Origin of the sequence: Marinobacter sp. F4206 (assembly GCF_019392195.1) — a bacterium.
Lineage (GTDB): Bacteria > Pseudomonadota > Gammaproteobacteria > Pseudomonadales > Oleiphilaceae > Marinobacter.
The window spans coordinates 1,487,827-1,503,356 of sequence record NZ_JAHXKI010000002.1; the positions used below are offsets into that span (position 1 = coordinate 1,487,827).

A 15,530-nucleotide genomic window follows, 5' to 3' on the forward strand; every position below is an offset into this window, starting at 1 on the left:
CGTTATCCAGGTGCTCAGGCGTAGAACATCAATGGCACAAACGCCACCACCAGCAGTGAGAGGCCCATGGCGATGAGCGGCATGATGATCCGTTCATGGCGCTGGTAGAAGGTGCCGGTTTCCTGCTGCGCCGCCATCACTTCCGCCTCACCCACAACCTGACGGGTGAGCAAGTGGTTCAGGGCCACCGGCGGACTCAAATACCCGAGCTCAAAGGCAACGAGCGTGACCATCCAGAAATGGATGGGATGAATGCCGCTGCTGTAGGCAATGGTGGCCACGGTCGCCGTAACCAGGATCACCGCACCGAATGCATCCATGATCATGCCGAGAATAACCAGAATGACCACCATCAGGAGCATCGCGGACCAGGCGCTGTCAAACGCCTGGGGAAAGCTCTGCATGATGTGGGAACGCTCAATGACGCCGCCGATGCTGACCGACAGACCCAGCAGCAACAGCAACGCCCCGATCTCTGCTGTGGTGTCGTTGGTGGCACCCCTAAGACTTCGCTCCAGCCCCTGATGATTGAACTCGCCGGAGGTCCTGCCCTTCGCATTCTTCAGGCTGAGGTGTTCATACACCAGGACGGCCAGCATGATCACCGGCAGCAATCGGGGCGCGGAGAATTCGTCCATGGTGACGTCCAGTGCAAAGCGGTACAGCAGGACCACCGCCGTAATCACCAGTACATAGGGGATCAGGGGCTTCAGCGCCTGGATCATCGCGGGGAACGCGGTCGACGAAGGCGCCAGATCAAACTTGCTCTGACGATTTACCGCCAGCGCTACCAGGGTAAACATGGTGGCGGTCAGGACAAACACCCAGACACCCCAGCCAAACAACTCGTCGGTGGTGACTTCCCTGTTCAGGTAAGCAATGACAACGACCAGTAGGCACGGGCGCAGGACCACGCCCAGCGACCCCGACATGGCGGTGGCCGCCAGCGCTAACTGTCGTCTGGCACCGGCCGCCCGAAGTTCACTGTAGATGACCGCTCCGGCCGCAATTACGAAGATACCGGACGCACCGGTATAGGCCGTCGGAATCGCAGCCACCAAAACAGCAACAACGGCCAGCATTTCCGGCGGCATGCGCCAGGGCCGGAACACATTGAACACCAAGGTAGCCAGCCGGGTCTGCTTGAGCATCATGCCGACCCAAACGTACAGGCCCACGTTCAGGAACATATCCGACAGCTCCATCATTTTGCCCAGATAGATGCCGATGCCGGACGCGTGGCCGATCAGGGCAAAGTAGGTACCGGAGATCAGACACATCACCGTGTAAAGCGGTACCGCCAGGAACGCCTTGTTCAGAGTGCCGCCACTCTGAAGATCCTCGGGTACCCGCAACAATCGATACAGACTGGCCAGGGTCAGACAGGAAAAACCCGTGATCCAGAAGTTGTGCAACAGCAGTTCCTCGGACGACACCGACGTCTCTGCCCCGAGGGTCGACTGGCGGAAAATGACGCTGGAGCCCAGCAGCATGGCGTTGGCGATGGTTTGCAGGGTATAGGAAACGGTGTAATCCAGGCGGGTTTCCATGGCCCGCATGGCGATATGGTGGCGGCTCAGGGTGGCGGTAACCGCACACAGCATCACCAGAATCACCAGAATGTAGCGCTGGGAGGACAACCCGAAAGCAATCAGATCGGCAACGAATAGTTCGACCGCCCGGTAGGCTCTCAGCCCCGGGGTCAGCTGGCCTTCGAGGCTTTCATAACTCGCGTACGCTTCCCGGCAGTCGGCCAACGCGCGCTCAATGGCAAGCCGAATATCCGCGGGATTCTTCGCCTCAGGCGCACCCAGAAGGGCTGCCATGGGATCGTCATCGGCGGGAGCTTCAGCGAGTTCGGCCGCGACGGCGGCATCGATATCCCGATTCGGATTGCAGGTGGGCGCCACCGGATCCATTCGCAGCTTGTAGTAACCGCTCCAGATCTGTTCGCCACCGCGCAGCATCTGGTTATGGATGTCACTGCTGGTCGAAAAAATAACAACGGCCAACAGCAACAGGCAGGCGGGCAAAGAGGAAAACCACTCCAGCCCGCTACGTTGCAAGCCTATCTTGGATAAAGCGACATTCTGGGACATGGGTTCTTACAACAAATCATCCAGGTTCATGGTATCCACCTCTGCCTTCTGGTCATCCCAGAAGGTGCCAAGCTGGCCCAACGGCGTCCGGTGACCGGTATTCTCCACCCAGAGACGGTCCGAAATGGCGACAATCATGTTGGTCGCCATGGCATCGACAAAACGCCAGTCGGCATCGGCCGGTGTTTCCTCCAGAGACTGGGCGTGGTCCCGGATTACGCTCTTCACCATGGCCTCATCACCCTTGTTGATGGCGGCAATGGCGTGGAATACGTGGGGCAGTCGAACGCCGGCGGCCTCGCCCTGCTCGTCCGCAATCGCCAGACGTTCAAAGGCATCCTCACCCTGGGGCTGGGCTCCGGGTATCATGGCCCAGACGGTAGCCCTCAACGCCATGGGCGCACCCCACCACTTGTCGTTTTCCAGACAACTGGTGGCCCGGGCCACAATCGAACCGACGTTCGCAGGGACCCCGATCGAAGAGGTTGACTGGACCTGTGCGTTCAGCGCCTGCAGGCCGGAGAGCAGGCCCGCCATGTAAATGAACTCATCCTTGTCATCATCAAAATCCGGACACTCTCCGGTGCCGGGCTCGCCATAGTAGGCGTTGTGGTGTTTCCAGCTTTTGAAGTAGCGCTCTGACGCCAGCACGTAGGCCCGCTGCTGACGAATCAGGGCATCCTCGGCTTCGTTGGCCTTCATCGCATGCATGGCTGCCAGGCCATCCAGCTCGAATTCCCGCGCCTTTTCCTCCGCACAACCACCGGCCGAGAGGTAAAGCATGACGGCCAACTGGTCCGGCTCGGACGTCACCCGGCCAAAGGACATTAGCAGGGGTGCGGTGGCTTCACTCATCGCACAGCCCATGGCCAGATCGCTGCTTTCCAGCAGGTAGGGCACGGTATGATCGCGGGAGAAGCCTTGCATGACGTCGCCGGTGGTCTTGTAGAGCATGTTATTGACCGCCCCACAGCCACTGAGCACCGCACTCGCCAACAAGGCGGTGATAAGAGTCTTTAGCCGGGGCATGGCATGGCCACGGTTCAGTGGGGGATTCGGGAAATGTGTCATAGCGACTTCACCTTCAGCTTTATTATTCTCGTGCGGTCTGCGCCCGCCCTGAGCCGCTGATCTTGCATCGGCTTGAACGTGTTACAGACTGTAACCAGAACCGCATTATGGCCGACAGCGTCCTGTTTTTATGAGACCAACGCCTCAAATGACGCCAAATGCCACAGTTAACTGAGCCTCCGGGGTTTGCACATTTCGTGGCAACCCACTATAGATGGATGCAACCGCAGGGTTACGCCCCTGTGGCCAGCACCCAGACCAAAAACAGTAATAAAAAAGGAGTACCCGATGCGCAAACCTGAACTCGCTGCTGCAATTGCCGATCGAACCGGTCTCACCCGCGAGAAGGCCTCTGAGGTCATAAACACTGTTACCGATCAGATTTCAGCGGCTGCCGCTCGAGGTGAAGATGTCACCCTGATCGGATTTGGCACGTTCAACATCCGCGCCCGGGAAGCACGAGATGGCAGAAACCCGCAAACCGGCGCCACCATCCGCATCCCCGCAAGCAAAACCGTAGGCTTCAAGGCTGGCAAAGCGCTCAAGGAACAGATTCGCTGAAACAGACAGGGCCCGCGATTGCGGGCCCTGTCACCGTCGATCGTGCCTGGTCAGGAAGCGCACTCTGAACGCGTGGCATCGACCCGGCAGCGAATGGCTTTCATCAGCTTTATCGCCCGTTCATCAAAAACCCCATCGTCCAGCAGCGACAAGCGCACCTTGCGCAGCATCTTGTCGTACTCGGCCGTATCTTCCTGCGGCAGGTTCATCCACACATCCTTGGGAATTTCCGCTTCAGCCTGGGCGATGATCTCGTACGCCTCATCAATGCGCTTGATCGATTCGTTCCGCACCATCTGCGCGGCTTCGTCAGGAAAACGGTCCCGATGAATAATGACCTGGAAGTTCATGTACCCAAGGGCATACTTAACCACGGCGCCGTTGGGCTGAACGCCCTTGTAGAGTTCCAGTGGGGTGTAGGCCACAGCCGGTGCGTAGGCCAGGTCGACGCTGCCGTTGTTGAACTTGCCGGCAAAGTTGGCTGAGTTGGAGCCGACCACGGAGGCGCCGACATGCCGAACCATACGAACGGATGCCTGGTCGTAATCCAGGGTCGCAATCCGCTTGCCCTGCAGTTTTTCCACGGAATCGATGCTGCGATCACGGGTATGGAGGTAGATGGCTCCGCCCGGGAACACACCGGCCACTTCATAGGGGCCGTCGATGAGAAACGGACGAGCCTTCGATTGGCTCAGGGTGTTATAGAGCAGGCGCATCTCTTCTTCACCGGGTACGGCGCCCATCGCCTCCAGGCTTCCGGTGAATTTGTTGAACTCCCGGGCGCGGGTACCGGTTAACAGAACCGCGTCGCATTGCCCCGCCTTGAAATCCTCGGCCGCGACCTTTTCATCGGTGTAGGCCCGGAGATTCAGTTTGATACCCTGTTTCAGGGCAACGGGTTGGAAGGTCTTGGTGATGGCGAACAACGGGCCATTGGCGCCCACCGGATCAAAAACGCAGAAACTGCGTTCCAGTGGCTCGTTCTGCGCCTGGCTCAGTGAGGGGAACAGAAGACTGGCACACAGGGTGGCAGCCATGGCCACCCGTTTCGGGAAGGTTGCTGATTTCACGGGATGACTCCTGATTTATTATTGTCGGGTCGTGATACGTCCATGTGTATCAATGGACCCGCTTTCCTTGGCCGACGTTAGGCGGTCGCCTACAAGAATACGTTGGCACAGGTGGCTGTCATCAAGGTTTTTTCAGCAACACGAGGGGATTCTGTGATGGTGTCGACAGAGGTTCCGCCACCTCTGCCGCATTTTGGCCAGCTCCGGTAATCAGTTCGCCGGCTGCTGCCAGGCCACCTTGCCCCCGGCCAGGGTCAGGCGAACAACGCCCGGTAATTCACGACCGGTTATCGGGGCATGACGCCCGACCGAAACCAGTGTGTCGGTGTCCGGCGTCCAGTGTTGCTCGGGATCGAACAGGCACAGGTCGGCAACTTCGCCCTCCGCCACCCGCGCCTGCCGGCCCAGGACCGAGGCCGGTCCGGCTGTCAGCGCACGCACCAGCTCGGACAGACTCAGCTCGTTGAGCTCGACCAGCTCGAGCCCCAGTGACAGCACACTTTCAACGGTGGAAAGGCCCGGCTCGGTGGCCGCCAGGGGAGCCTGTTTGGCGGCGGAATCGTGAGGCTGGTGCTGACTGACGATGGCATCGATTACGCCGTCACGAATACCGGCAATCAGGGCCTTGCGATCCCGTTCACTGCGCAGAGGCGGGCGCACATGAAAGCGACTGTCAAAGCCGGCCAGAGCCTCTTCGGTAAACAGCAACTGATGCATGGCGACGTCGGCGGTCACCGCGATGCCCCGGCGACGGGCCTCCGCCAGCATCTCGACACTGCGGGCGCAGGACAGCTGGCTCAGGTGCAGGCGCGCACCGGTTTCCTCCGCCAACAGAATCATCTCCATGACCGCCGTGGTTTCCGCCACTTCCGGAATCCCCAGCAGCCCGAGGCGCGAGGTCACCAGGCCGTCATGGGCGTAGCCATCGGCGGCCAGGGCCTGGTTCTCGGGGCTGAACATGACCGTCAGGCCGAAGGTTTGAGCATAGGCCATGCAACGTCGCAGGATGCGGGAATTGCGCACGCCCCTGGCTCCATTGCCGACGGCAACGCAGCCGGCGGCCGCCAGCCCGGCCATGTCGCTGAGCAGCTCGCCCTCAAGGCCACGGGTAATGGCGCCAACGGGCAGAACGTGTATCGGGGAACGGCTGGCCGCCACATCCCGGATCAAGTGAGTGACCGCGCCCGAGTCGTTGACCGGGGAGGTTTCCGGCGACGCACAGACCGTGGTAAATCCGCCATGGGCGGCGGCACGGGTTTCCGATGCAATGTTACCTTTCTGGCCATTGCCGGGCTCACGCAGATTACAGTGCAAGTCGATAAATCCAGGCGTGATAACGCAACCATCGGCATTCAGTGTTTCATCCGCCCTGGCCTGCCTGGCTGCCTCACCGAGGGCGGCGATTCTGCCATCCCGGATCAACAAGGCTGTGTTGTCCGTCTCGCCCCCGTGACCGTCGAGGATACAACCACCCTCAATCTTCAGGCTGGCCCCGCCGTTTCCGTCTGTCACGCTCATGCCTGGGCCCCCTTGCCCTGTTTCTGTTGTCGCTCGGCAACCTGGCCACCCATGGCCATGGACATCACCGCCATCCGGATGGCAATGCCGTTGGTCACCTGATTCAGGATCACCGACTGGGGCCCATCCGCCACCGCCGATTCAATTTCCACGCCGCGGTTGATCGGTCCCGGATGCATCACGATGCACTCCGGGTGGGCCAGAGCGAGTTTGTCCTGGCTCAGCCCGTACAGGCGATAAAACTCCCGCTCGCTGGGCAGCAGCGCCCCTTCCATACGCTCTTTCTGGAGGCGCAACATGATGACTACATCCAGATCCTTCATGCCCCGGGCCATGTCGTATTCGACGGTACAGCCAAGATTCTCCACATCCTTTGGCAGCAGGGTTCCCGGCGCAATAACCCGCACTTCCTCGGCACCGAGGACATTCAGGGCCCGAATCTGGGAACGGGCGACACGGGAATGCAGGACATCCCCGACAATGGCAACCTTCAATCCGTCAAAACGACCCTTGTGCTGGCGAATGGTGAGCATGTCCAGCATCGCTTGAGTCGGGTGGGCGTGACGGCCATCGCCGGCATTGATGATGGCCACACCCGGTGTCACGCTTTCGGCAATGAAGTGCGGAGCACCGCTCTGGGAATGGCGCACCACGAACATGTCGCTGGCCATGGCTTCCAGGTTCAGCAGGGTATCGGACAGCGATTCGCCCTTGGAGGTGGCGGACGTGCTGATGTCGAGATTGAGCACGTCGGCCGACAGGCGCTTGGCCGCCAGCTCAAAAGTACTCCGGGTTCGGGTACTGGATTCGAAGAACAGGTTGACCACCGTTCGCCCCCGCAACAGCGGCACCTTCTTGATGGTGCGCTCACCCACTTCGATAAAGGAATCGGCCGTATCCAGGATGTCGGTGAGCAGCTCGCGGTCGAGGCCGTCCAACGTCAGAAAATGCCGCAACTGACCGTCCCGGGTCAGCTGCAAGTGGTGCGGGGAAGGGTCGTTTGCGGTCATGGGTCGCCTGTTTGCCGTTCTGCGGTGTTTTTGGTGCTGGATCAGTGCCCGGTTTCCTGGAACTCGATGTGCAGAGGTTCAGGACCACGCAACTTGACCCGCTGATGCGATTCCAGGGTCAGGCTCCGGCCTGTCACATCGGGCTGAATGGGTAACTCCCGGGCACCGAGGTCAATAAGCGTGGCCAATATGATACTGGCTGGACGGCCATAATCGAAAATTTCATTCATCGCCGCCCTGATCGTCCGCCCGCTCATAATCACATCGTCAATCAGGATGATGTCCCGTCCCTCGGTGTCGAACGGCAGACTGGATGGTTTCACCTTCGGGTTCAATCCGATGCGGCTGAAATCGTCACGGTAGAAGGAAATGTCCAACTCACCAAATGGCTCATCGAGTCCCAGGCGTTTGCTGAGCATATCGGCAAGCCAGACCCCACCGGTGCGGATGCCAATCAGGGCCGGCGTGGTCACGCCGCGGTCATCCAGGACGCGGCGCAGCCCCGTTTCCAGTTCGTTCAGCAACTGATCCATATCAAGCAGTGCGGTCATTACTTCCTCGCTGTCTCAAGAGCCGGTATCGGTCACGCGCCGGCGGGATTGTCCTGCAGGCCAAACCAGGTTTCCAGGATCAGCACCGCGGCCCGGTCGTCGACGCCGTGGCGGCCAAAATCCCGGCTGCCTCCGGCGGCCATTACCTCGCCCTTGGCTTCAAAGCTGGTGAGTCGCTCATCCACCATTTCCACCGGCACATGGTAGCGGCCGTGCAGGCGATTGCCGAATTTTCGGGCCCGGGCACACATCTCGTTTTCGGAGTCGTCCATGTTCAGCGGCAGCCCCACTACGACCAAATCCGGGCGCCACTCCTGCAGCAGGGCTTCAAGCTGGCTCCAGTCGGGGATGCCGTCCCGGGCGGGGATCATGGCCACCGGCTGACCGGTGCCCAGCATTTCCTGGCCGGACGCCACACCAATACGCCGGGTCCCGTAATCGAAAGCCAGTACCCGTCGGTTGCCCCGTTCAGGCATGGCCAATGGACTCGCTGAGCTGGTTCAGATCCACACCAATCTTCTTGAGCACCGCCTTGTAGCGCTCTTCCCAGGGCGTTCGGAACAGAATGTCGGAAGAGGCCGGGCAGGTCAGCCAGGAGTTGCTGCCCAGCTCCTGCTCGAGCTGGCCTTCACTCCAGCCGGAGTAGCCCAGTGCTACGAGGAACTCCTCCGGCCCCTGGTTCTTGCCAATCCCGGCCAGAATGTCCCGGGATGTGGTAAGCAGCACATCATCGGTTACCTGAGCGGTATTCTGCCAGCTCGTACCCGGTGGATGCAGGACAAACCCACGCTCGGGTTCGACGGGCCCGCCACTGTAGACCGGGAGATCCAGTTCACCGCCGTGCATGTCCAGCTGTTCCAGGATCTCCCCGAGATGGATATCCAGGGGCTGGTTGATCATCAGCCCGAGAGCGCCCTCATCAGAGTGTTCGCAAAGGTAAATGACCCCACCGTGAAATCGAGGGTCCGCCAGGTAGGGCGACGCCACCAGGAAATGGTGTCGCAAGCTGTGGGGAGAGTGCTTTGATGCTGTCATCCGGATGTCAGCCCCCGCCGTTGGAAAGACCAGGTTCGTATGATTTCCAGTTCGTCCACATTTTCTCGCATCTCGTCCGGGAACGGCGCAAACGGTGCCGCCATCCGGACGATGCGTATAGCCGCATCATCCAGCACGGTACTGCCGGAGGATTGAAGAACAGCCACTTCCTTGATTGTGCCATCTTTCTTCAGGGAAACCAGCATTCGAAGCGTGCCATAGATGCCGGAACGCCGTGCTTCGGTGGGGTAATTGATGTTGCCTACCCGCGTCACCTTGCTGACCCAGTTCTGAACGTACCAGGCGTTCGTGGACTTCAGCGTGGACGCAGCCGTCACCCGCATCACCCGCGGCTTACGGGCGTAGGCCTGCTGCTGTGCGTCAAAACGCGCTTCCAGACTGGCGATTTCCAGGCTGCGCTCCATCAGGCTTTTCTTCTTGCGGACCGGCTCCGGTTTTGCCACCGGTTCAGTGCGCTCCTCGGGTTTCTGCACTTTCTGCCGGGCGCTGCTTTCCGTCTGCACCACCTGTTTTTTCTGGCGAGGTTGCGGCTTGGTTTGCGAAGGCGGTTCCGGCTGGACCTGGGCGACCTTGGGCTGACTGACGTCCGCGGGCTGCGGCGTGGTCATTTCCCGGGCCTGTTCCTCACTGCCACTGCCCTTCTGGCTGGTCTGAGCCAGGAAATCCGCCTTCTCGGGCGCTTCCTCGTCCTCGAACTGGGACAGGGTGATCTCCATGGTCTGGGCCGAGGACCGCGGCGACTCCGGGGCAAAGGTGATCCCGAGCACGATCATGGCGTGTACCGCCAGCGCCATAAAGAGGGTGAAGGAAAACCGGTCGAAGTCGCTTACCTGAACTGCCATTCCTGATCCTGGTTAAATCGTTGGCCCCTGGTCGGGGTTAAGCCCGCGTGCGCGCGTCCAGGCGCCGGGCAATGGCCTCCATCAGCATGCCGGCAATATCGATACCGAACGCGGTGTCGAGTTCCCGGATACAGGTAGGGCTGGTTACGTTGATTTCCGTAAGGTAGTCACCGATGACATCCAGGCCAACGAACATCAGGCCTTTTTCCTTGATGACCGGCGCGACCCGCGCACAGATCTCGCGATCCCGGGCGGTCAGTTCACGCCCTTCGCCCCGGCCACCCGCCGCCAGGTTGCCGCGATTCTCGCCCTGGGAGGGAATGCGTGCAAGTGAGTAGGGCACCGGCTCGCCCTCAATCAGCAGGATGCGCTTGTCACCATCCGCTATTTCCGGGATGTATTTCTGGGCCATGGCCTGGTGCTGACCATAGTTGGTGAGCGTTTCGATGATTACGCCCAGGTTGAAATCGTTTTCCTTGATCCGAAAGATCGAGTGCCCGCCCATACCATCGACGGGTTTCATGATGACATCGCCATGCCGGGCATAGAATTCCCGGAACCGGGTCGCAGACCGACTGACCAGCAACGGCGGTGTCAGGTCCTCGAACTGGGCGGCAAACAGCTTCTCGTTGCAGTCCCTCAGGGTGGCCGCCGGATTCACCACCAGGGCACCCTGCTGCTCGGCCGCCTCGAGAATGTAGGTGGCCATCAGGAACTCCCGGTCCACCGGCGGATCCTTGCGCATCAGGATTACGTCCAGCTCGCCCAGCGCCCGGTCCTGGCTCGGGCCGAAGCTGTACCAGTTCTCTGGATCATTGTGCACCGTAAGGTCCCGGGTGTGAGCCATGGCCTTGCCGCCATCCAGATACATATCCGGCAGCTCCATGTACTCGATCTCCCAGCCGCGCTTCTGCGCCGCCAGCAACATCGCCAGGGAACTGTCTTTCTTGAAATGGATATCCTCAATTGGATCCATCACGATCCCGAGTCGGACTGTCATAGTGTCTCTTGAGCTCCAAGGGGTTAAAAACACGAACCGGTCAGCAGAGTGAACCGGGTGACAAGTGTTATGCTGAGACGTCGAATGGTATTGTACCCGAGCCATGAATGCATCCGCAGAAATCCTCAGCCGATTACGTGAAGTTGCAGGCACAAGTACATTTGGTCACAAAGTAATACTTTTTATCCAGCCATTGATACTCTATAAATGAGCGGGGTTTATAGAACAACCTTAAGGTTTGTGTTAAAAATCCCCGTTTGAAAATAATGACAGTCGCTGAGCGCAAGGCAGTTGGACAATGGATGACAACTTCGAGAATCTGAAGATCATGGTGATCGACGATAGCAAAACCATCCGTCGCACCGCAGAAACCCTTCTGAAAAAGGTCGGCTGTGAGGTCATCACCGCAACTGACGGCTTTGACGCTCTGGCCAAGATTGCCGATTCCCAGCCGGACATCATTTTTGTCGATATCATGATGCCCCGACTGGATGGCTACCAGACCTGCGCACTCATCAAGAACAATTCCTCTTTCAAAAAGACGCCGGTTATTATGCTCTCCAGCAAGGACGGCCTGTTCGACAAGGCAAAGGGCCGTATTGTCGGCTCTGACCAGTATCTGACCAAACCGTTCAGCAAGGATGAGCTGCTCAACACTATCCGCCAGTATGTCCCCCAGGCGGAACAGTAAACCTGCTGAAACCAAGAACCATCGAGGAACCCATGGCTCGCATTCTCATTGTTGACGACTCCCCCACCGAGGTGAAGAAAATCTCCACCATCCTGGAAAAGCACCAGCACGAAGTCCTGACCGCCGACAATGGCGCAGACGGTGTTGCCAAGGCCCGCGCCGAAACGCCGGACCTGGTGCTGATGGACGTAGTCATGCCTGGCCTGAACGGGTTTCAGGCCACCCGCCAGTTGACCCGCGCTCCGGAGACCGCTTCCATTCCCGTGGTCATCGTCACCACCAAGGATCAGGAAACTGACCGTGTCTGGGGTACCCGTCAGGGCGCCAAAGGTTATCTGGTCAAGCCGGTTAACGAAGACGATCTGATCAAAACAATCAACAGTCTGATTGCCTGATCCCCAACCGTGGAGTAAGCATGTCCGCCCAGACCGCCCCCTATGCCGTTCTGACGGATATCGCCCAGCGCAGCCGGTCCATGGCGGCCGGCCTGCCGGAGCAGCAGGAAGCCGTTGAGCTGTGGAACGGCATTGGTTTTGTTCTGGCCGGTGAGCGTTATGTGGCGCCCATGGGCGAAGTCACCGAAATTCTCCATGTTCCCCGGTTTACCCACATTCCGGGGGTTCGCCCGTTTCTTCTTGGCGCCGCCAACGTCCGTGGTCGCCTCCTGCCCCTGGTTGATCTCGCCAGTTTCTTCGACATTCCCCGTTCGTCGCGCAGCCTGCGTGAACGTCGTGTGCTCGTGGTCGAAGAGGGAGACGTTTTCAGCGGACTGGTGGTCGACAACGTCCTGGGCATGCAGTACTTCGCATCTGACAGTTTCAAGGAGGCACCGGAAGGTGTACCTGAAAACGTTCGACCGTTTGTAACAGGCGGCTACGAACGCAACGAGGAAGTCTGGAAAGTCTTTTCGGCGGTCGATCTGCTCGACGACGAACGCTTTCTTGACGTCGCACAGTGGTAAGGGTGTGGAACTGGCAGGAACATCACCCTGACCGCCTGATACCCGCAAAAACAAACTTGCCAATCTTTATGAAGAGGCCGGGAGCCAGAAAATGAAAAACAGAGCCGGAAGACTCAGTATGGGACAGGGAGGCAACAAGCTTGTTGCCGGTCTGATCTCCGCACTGATTGCACTCACCGTCCTGCTCGTTGTGGTCCTGTTTATTATCAACAGGGACAGCCAGAACGATCAGGAGTACATTGCCCACACCGCTGAGCTGAGGGTTCTCTCGCAGGCCATTGCGAAGAACGCCACCGAGGCCGCCGGCGGTACTGCCGAGGCTTTCAACCAGCTTCGACGGTCGCGGGATGAGTTCCAGCAGCTCTGGAGCAATGTGACTGAGGGCAACCCCGACACCGGCCTCCCGCCCAGCGAACTGGCAGAACAAAGCGGAGTTCAGGAGAACTGGAATACCGTGCGTGAAAACGCCGACAGCATCCTCTCCACCCAGGACGCGGTGCTCGGCCTTCACGAAGTGGCACGGACCCTGAACGAAACCATTCCGCAGCTCCAGGTGGAGTACGACGACATCGTACAGATCCTGCTGGACAACGGCGCGCCAGCCGAGCAAATCGCCCTGGCCCAGCGCCAGTCACTGCTCGCGGAACGGATTGTGCGCTCGGTTAACAACGTACTGTCCGGTGACGAAGACGCGGTCATCGCCGCCGACCGGTTCGGTCGCGACGCCAGCCTGTTCGGCCGGGTACTGGAAGGCCAGCTCAACGGCAACCCGGCCATGGGCATCTCCAAGGTAAACGATGAAGACGCCATCTACGGTCTTGAGGCCGTTGACGAGCTGTTCGAGTTCGTTTCCCAGAACGTAGACGCGATCCTTGAAGCCTCTCCCGACCTCTTCAAGGTTCGTACTGCGGCCAGCGACATCTTCCAGAACTCCGAGCTCCTGCTGTCAGAACTGTCCGTACTGGCCGAAGGCTTCCGGAACCAGTCCGGCTCCCGCCTGATCAGCCCGACCCTTGCCTTTATCATCCTGGCGGCCATGGTTGCCATCGTGGTCTTCATCGGTCTGGCACTGTACCGGGAAGCCCAGGAACGTCTGTCCACGACCCAGGAACAGAACGAACAGAACCAGAACGCGATCCTGCGACTGCTGGACGAACTCGCCGACCTGGCGGACGGTGACCTGACGACCGAGGCCACGGTAACCGAGGACTTCACCGGCGCCATCGCCGACTCCATCAACTACGCGATCGACCAGATGCGTGGTCTGGTACAGTCGATTCGTGGCACCGCGGTTCGGGTGTCCTCAGCGGCCCAGGAAACTCAGGCCACGGCCATGCACCTGGCTGACGCCTCCGAGCACCAGGCCCAGGAAATTGCCGGCGCCTCTGCCGCGGTGAACGAAATGGCGGTCTCCATCGACCAGGTATCCTCCAACGCCGCTGAATCCTCCGCGGTTGCGGAGCGGTCGGTTGCGATCGCGAAGAAGGGCGCGGAAGTGGTACAGAACACCATCCGCGGCATGGACAACATCCGTGAGCAGATCCAGGAAACCTCCAAACGGATCAAGCGTCTGGGTGAATCTTCCCAGGAAATCGGTGACATCGTATCCCTGATCAACGACATCGCCGACCAGACCAACATCCTGTCCCTGAACGCTGCCATCCAGGCTTCCATGGCCGGTGACGCAGGCCGGGGCTTCGCGGTCGTTGCGGACGAAGTTCAGCGCCTGGCGGAACGTTCCTCCGCGGCAACCAAGCAGATTGAAGCGCTGGTTAAGACGATCCAGTCCGATACCAACGAAGCGGTTATCTCCATGGAACACACCACCGCCGAGGTGGTCCGTGGTGCCCGACTGGCCCAGGATGCGGGTATCGCGCTCGAGGAAATCGAGAACGTATCCATGTCTCTGGCGGAACTGATCCAGAACATCTCTAACGCCGCCCGTCAGCAGTCGTCTTCTGCGGCCCACATTTCCAACACGATGAACGTCATCCAGGAAATCACGTCCCAGACCTCGTCCGGTACCAACGCGACCGCGAAGTCGATCGGTAACCTGGCGGAAATGGCGTCCGAACTGCGGTCCTCTGTTGCCGGCTTCACCCTGCCGGAAGAAGACGCAGCCGAGCAGGAAGAAGAGGAAGACACCGACGTTCCGGTGGTGGGCTGATCTTCGGTCCAGGGCAGTTGACGGTTTATGGCGCACATGCATAACAACCTGTCACCCGCCGAAGGCATCTGGTCACTGCGCCGACTCCCCGATATGGACGAGGCGCAGTTCAACCAGTGGCAGACCCTGCTGGAGCACCGTACCGGCATAACGCTGTCGGCTGAGCGGCGCTCGTTTCTGGAGACCAATCTCGGGATCCGGATGCGGGAAATCGGCTGCAGCAGCTATCAGGCCTACTACGAGCAAATCGTGTCCGGGCCGGATGCGATCAGGGAGTGGTCAACACTGGTGGACCGGCTGACGGTCCAGGAAACCCGGTTCTTCCGGGATCCGGATGCTTTTCGCCTGGTGGCGGATTATGTGCTGACGAGGCCAAGGGAGCAGCTACGAAAACGCCCCCTGGAAGCTTGGAGTGTCGGGTGTTCAAGCGGCGAAGAGCCTTACACCCTCGCCATGGTGCTGAATGAATGCATGAGCCAGCTGGACCTACAGCCGCTGTTCGGCATTACCGGCTCCGATATCAGCAAGCCCGCAATCGAAAAGGCCCATAACGGCCAGTTCAATCCCCGCAAACTCATGGGGATGGACGAAGAACTTAAGTCCCGGTATTTCCGCCCGGCCGAGCGGAATACCGTAGAAATAGTGAACAGCATCCGGGACAGGGTGTGCTTTACCAGACTGAACGTACTGGATCTCGATAAGGCACCCATGCACGGGATGAACATTATCTTCTGCCAGAATCTGCTGATCTATTTCCGTCGCTGGCGCCGGCGGGAAATTGTCAAGCGACTTGCAGAGCGGCTGGCGCCCGGGGGGTTGCTGGTGCTGGGCCAGGGAGAGCTGACCGACTGGCAGCCTCCAGGCCTGCAGAGGGTACCCTCGGAACATGTGCTGGCGTGGATCAAACGCCAGACTGACGAAGAATAACCGGAG

The 15,530-nt window shown here is 59.6% G+C and carries 16 protein-coding genes; 6 read left to right on the top strand and 10 right to left on the bottom strand.

The genetic code is table 11. The annotated features are described in order from the left end of the window. Positions 1-14 precede the first annotated feature (14 nt). Together KZO34_RS09240 and KZO34_RS09245 are read right to left on the bottom strand one after the other, a co-directional pair. Positions 15-2,099 (bottom strand): TRAP transporter large permease subunit, encoded by a 2,085-nt coding sequence (locus tag KZO34_RS09240; protein WP_219475924.1) that lies wholly within the window; start codon positions 2,097-2,099, stop codon positions 15-17. Positions 2,100-2,105: 6 nt separating this feature from the next. Beyond that, positions 2,106-3,128, bottom strand: a complete 1,023-nt coding sequence (locus tag KZO34_RS09245; RefSeq protein WP_219477265.1) for a hypothetical protein — start codon at positions 3,126-3,128, stop codon at positions 2,106-2,108. Between the two features lie 330 nt (positions 3,129-3,458). Here KZO34_RS09245 and KZO34_RS09250 point away from each other — a divergent pair, with 330 nt between their 5' ends. Continuing rightward, a complete protein-coding gene (locus tag KZO34_RS09250) occupies positions 3,459-3,731 on the top strand; it encodes an HU family DNA-binding protein (RefSeq protein ID WP_219475926.1) in 273 nt (90 codons plus the stop codon). Positions 3,732-3,781: 50 nt separating this feature from the next. On the opposite strand, the gene KZO34_RS09255 is transcribed toward KZO34_RS09250, so the two are convergent. The 8 genes from KZO34_RS09255 to gshB form a co-directional block, all read right to left on the bottom strand. Further along, the gene (locus KZO34_RS09255; protein ID WP_257900369.1) at positions 3,782-4,768 is read right to left on the bottom strand and encodes a putative solute-binding protein; all 987 of its coding nucleotides are present in this window, start codon (positions 4,766-4,768) and stop codon (positions 3,782-3,784) included. Positions 4,769-5,011: 243 nt separating this feature from the next. Further along, a complete protein-coding gene (locus KZO34_RS09260; RefSeq protein WP_219475930.1) occupies positions 5,012-6,319 on the bottom strand; it encodes a dihydroorotase in 1,308 nt (435 codons plus the stop codon). Next, the gene (locus KZO34_RS09265; RefSeq protein ID WP_219475933.1) at positions 6,316-7,329 is read right to left on the bottom strand and encodes an aspartate carbamoyltransferase catalytic subunit; all 1,014 of its coding nucleotides are present in this window, start codon (positions 7,327-7,329) and stop codon (positions 6,316-6,318) included. The genes KZO34_RS09260 and KZO34_RS09265 overlap by 4 nt, the downstream gene beginning before the upstream one ends. Positions 7,330-7,370: 41 nt before the next feature. Continuing rightward, positions 7,371-7,880 (bottom strand): bifunctional pyr operon transcriptional regulator/uracil phosphoribosyltransferase PyrR, encoded by a 510-nt coding sequence (gene pyrR, locus KZO34_RS09270; protein ID WP_219475935.1) that lies wholly within the window; start codon positions 7,878-7,880, stop codon positions 7,371-7,373. Positions 7,881-7,912: 32 nt separating this feature from the next. Next, positions 7,913-8,356 (bottom strand): Holliday junction resolvase RuvX, encoded by a 444-nt coding sequence (gene ruvX, locus KZO34_RS09275; RefSeq protein ID WP_219475936.1) that lies wholly within the window; start codon positions 8,354-8,356, stop codon positions 7,913-7,915. Beyond that, complete coding sequence (locus KZO34_RS09280; protein ID WP_219475937.1) at positions 8,349-8,915, bottom strand: YqgE/AlgH family protein; 567 nt, start codon at positions 8,913-8,915, stop codon at positions 8,349-8,351. The genes ruvX and KZO34_RS09280 overlap by 8 nt, the downstream gene beginning before the upstream one ends. After that, positions 8,912-9,778, bottom strand: a complete 867-nt coding sequence (locus tag KZO34_RS09285) for an energy transducer TonB (protein WP_219475938.1) — start codon at positions 9,776-9,778, stop codon at positions 8,912-8,914. Before KZO34_RS09285 ends, KZO34_RS09280 begins: the two co-directional genes overlap by 4 nt. Positions 9,779-9,815: 37 nt before the next feature. Then, positions 9,816-10,778: a glutathione synthase gene (gshB, locus tag KZO34_RS09290; RefSeq protein WP_219475939.1), complete on the bottom strand. Its 963-nt coding sequence runs from the start codon at positions 10,776-10,778 to the stop codon at positions 9,816-9,818. 298 nt (positions 10,779-11,076) lie between these two features. On the opposite strand from gshB, the gene pilG reads away from it, so the two are divergent. The 5 genes from pilG to KZO34_RS09315 all read left to right on the top strand — a co-directional run bounded on the left by pilG (position 11,077) and on the right by KZO34_RS09315 (position 15,524). Further along, positions 11,077-11,469, top strand: a complete 393-nt coding sequence (pilG, locus tag KZO34_RS09295) for a twitching motility response regulator PilG (RefSeq protein ID WP_008175635.1) — start codon at positions 11,077-11,079, stop codon at positions 11,467-11,469. Positions 11,470-11,501: 32 nt separating this feature from the next. Then, positions 11,502-11,864, top strand: coding sequence for a twitching motility response regulator PilH (gene pilH / locus KZO34_RS09300; protein ID WP_008939836.1), 363 nt, complete (start codon positions 11,502-11,504; stop codon positions 11,862-11,864). A 20-nt stretch (positions 11,865-11,884) separates the two neighbouring features. Next, on the top strand, positions 11,885-12,430 hold the full coding sequence (locus tag KZO34_RS09305; RefSeq protein WP_219475940.1) for a chemotaxis protein CheW: 546 nt from the start codon (positions 11,885-11,887) through the stop codon (positions 12,428-12,430). A gap of 91 nt (positions 12,431-12,521) precedes the next feature. Further along, the gene (locus KZO34_RS09310) at positions 12,522-14,597 is read left to right on the top strand and encodes a methyl-accepting chemotaxis protein (protein WP_219475941.1); all 2,076 of its coding nucleotides are present in this window, start codon (positions 12,522-12,524) and stop codon (positions 14,595-14,597) included. 27 nt (positions 14,598-14,624) lie between these two features. Then, positions 14,625-15,524 (top strand): CheR family methyltransferase, encoded by a 900-nt coding sequence (locus KZO34_RS09315; protein WP_219475943.1) that lies wholly within the window; start codon positions 14,625-14,627, stop codon positions 15,522-15,524. Positions 15,525-15,530: the final 6 nt, after the last annotated feature.

Bases quoted from the DNA above. Each gene is read 5' to 3' on its own strand.
- KZO34_RS09240 (WP_219475924.1), bottom strand. From the start codon at position 2,099: ATGTCCCAGAATGTCGCTTTATCCAAGATAGGCTTGCAACGTAGCGGG.
- KZO34_RS09245 (WP_219477265.1), bottom strand. From the start codon at position 3,128: ATGCCCCGGCTAAAGACTCTTATCACCGCCTTGTTGGCGAGTGCGGTG.
- KZO34_RS09250 (WP_219475926.1), top strand. From the start codon at position 3,459: ATGCGCAAACCTGAACTCGCTGCTGCAATTGCCGATCGAACCGGTCTC.
- KZO34_RS09255 (WP_257900369.1), bottom strand. From the start codon at position 4,768: ATGGCTGCCACCCTGTGTGCCAGTCTTCTGTTCCCCTCACTGAGCCAG.
- KZO34_RS09260 (WP_219475930.1), bottom strand. From the start codon at position 6,319: ATGAGCGTGACAGACGGAAACGGCGGGGCCAGCCTGAAGATTGAGGGT.
- KZO34_RS09265 (WP_219475933.1), bottom strand. From the start codon at position 7,329: ATGACCGCAAACGACCCTTCCCCGCACCACTTGCAGCTGACCCGGGAC.
- pyrR (WP_219475935.1), bottom strand. From the start codon at position 7,880: ATGACCGCACTGCTTGATATGGATCAGTTGCTGAACGAACTGGAAACG.
- ruvX (WP_219475936.1), bottom strand. From the start codon at position 8,356: ATGCCTGAACGGGGCAACCGACGGGTACTGGCTTTCGATTACGGGACC.
- KZO34_RS09280 (WP_219475937.1), bottom strand. From the start codon at position 8,915: ATGACAGCATCAAAGCACTCTCCCCACAGCTTGCGACACCATTTCCTG.
- KZO34_RS09285 (WP_219475938.1), bottom strand. From the start codon at position 9,778: ATGGCAGTTCAGGTAAGCGACTTCGACCGGTTTTCCTTCACCCTCTTT.
- gshB (WP_219475939.1), bottom strand. From the start codon at position 10,778: ATGACAGTCCGACTCGGGATCGTGATGGATCCAATTGAGGATATCCAT.
- pilG (WP_008175635.1), top strand. From the start codon at position 11,077: ATGGATGACAACTTCGAGAATCTGAAGATCATGGTGATCGACGATAGC.
- pilH (WP_008939836.1), top strand. From the start codon at position 11,502: ATGGCTCGCATTCTCATTGTTGACGACTCCCCCACCGAGGTGAAGAAA.
- KZO34_RS09305 (WP_219475940.1), top strand. From the start codon at position 11,885: ATGTCCGCCCAGACCGCCCCCTATGCCGTTCTGACGGATATCGCCCAG.
- KZO34_RS09310 (WP_219475941.1), top strand. From the start codon at position 12,522: ATGAAAAACAGAGCCGGAAGACTCAGTATGGGACAGGGAGGCAACAAG.
- KZO34_RS09315 (WP_219475943.1), top strand. From the start codon at position 14,625: ATGGCGCACATGCATAACAACCTGTCACCCGCCGAAGGCATCTGGTCA.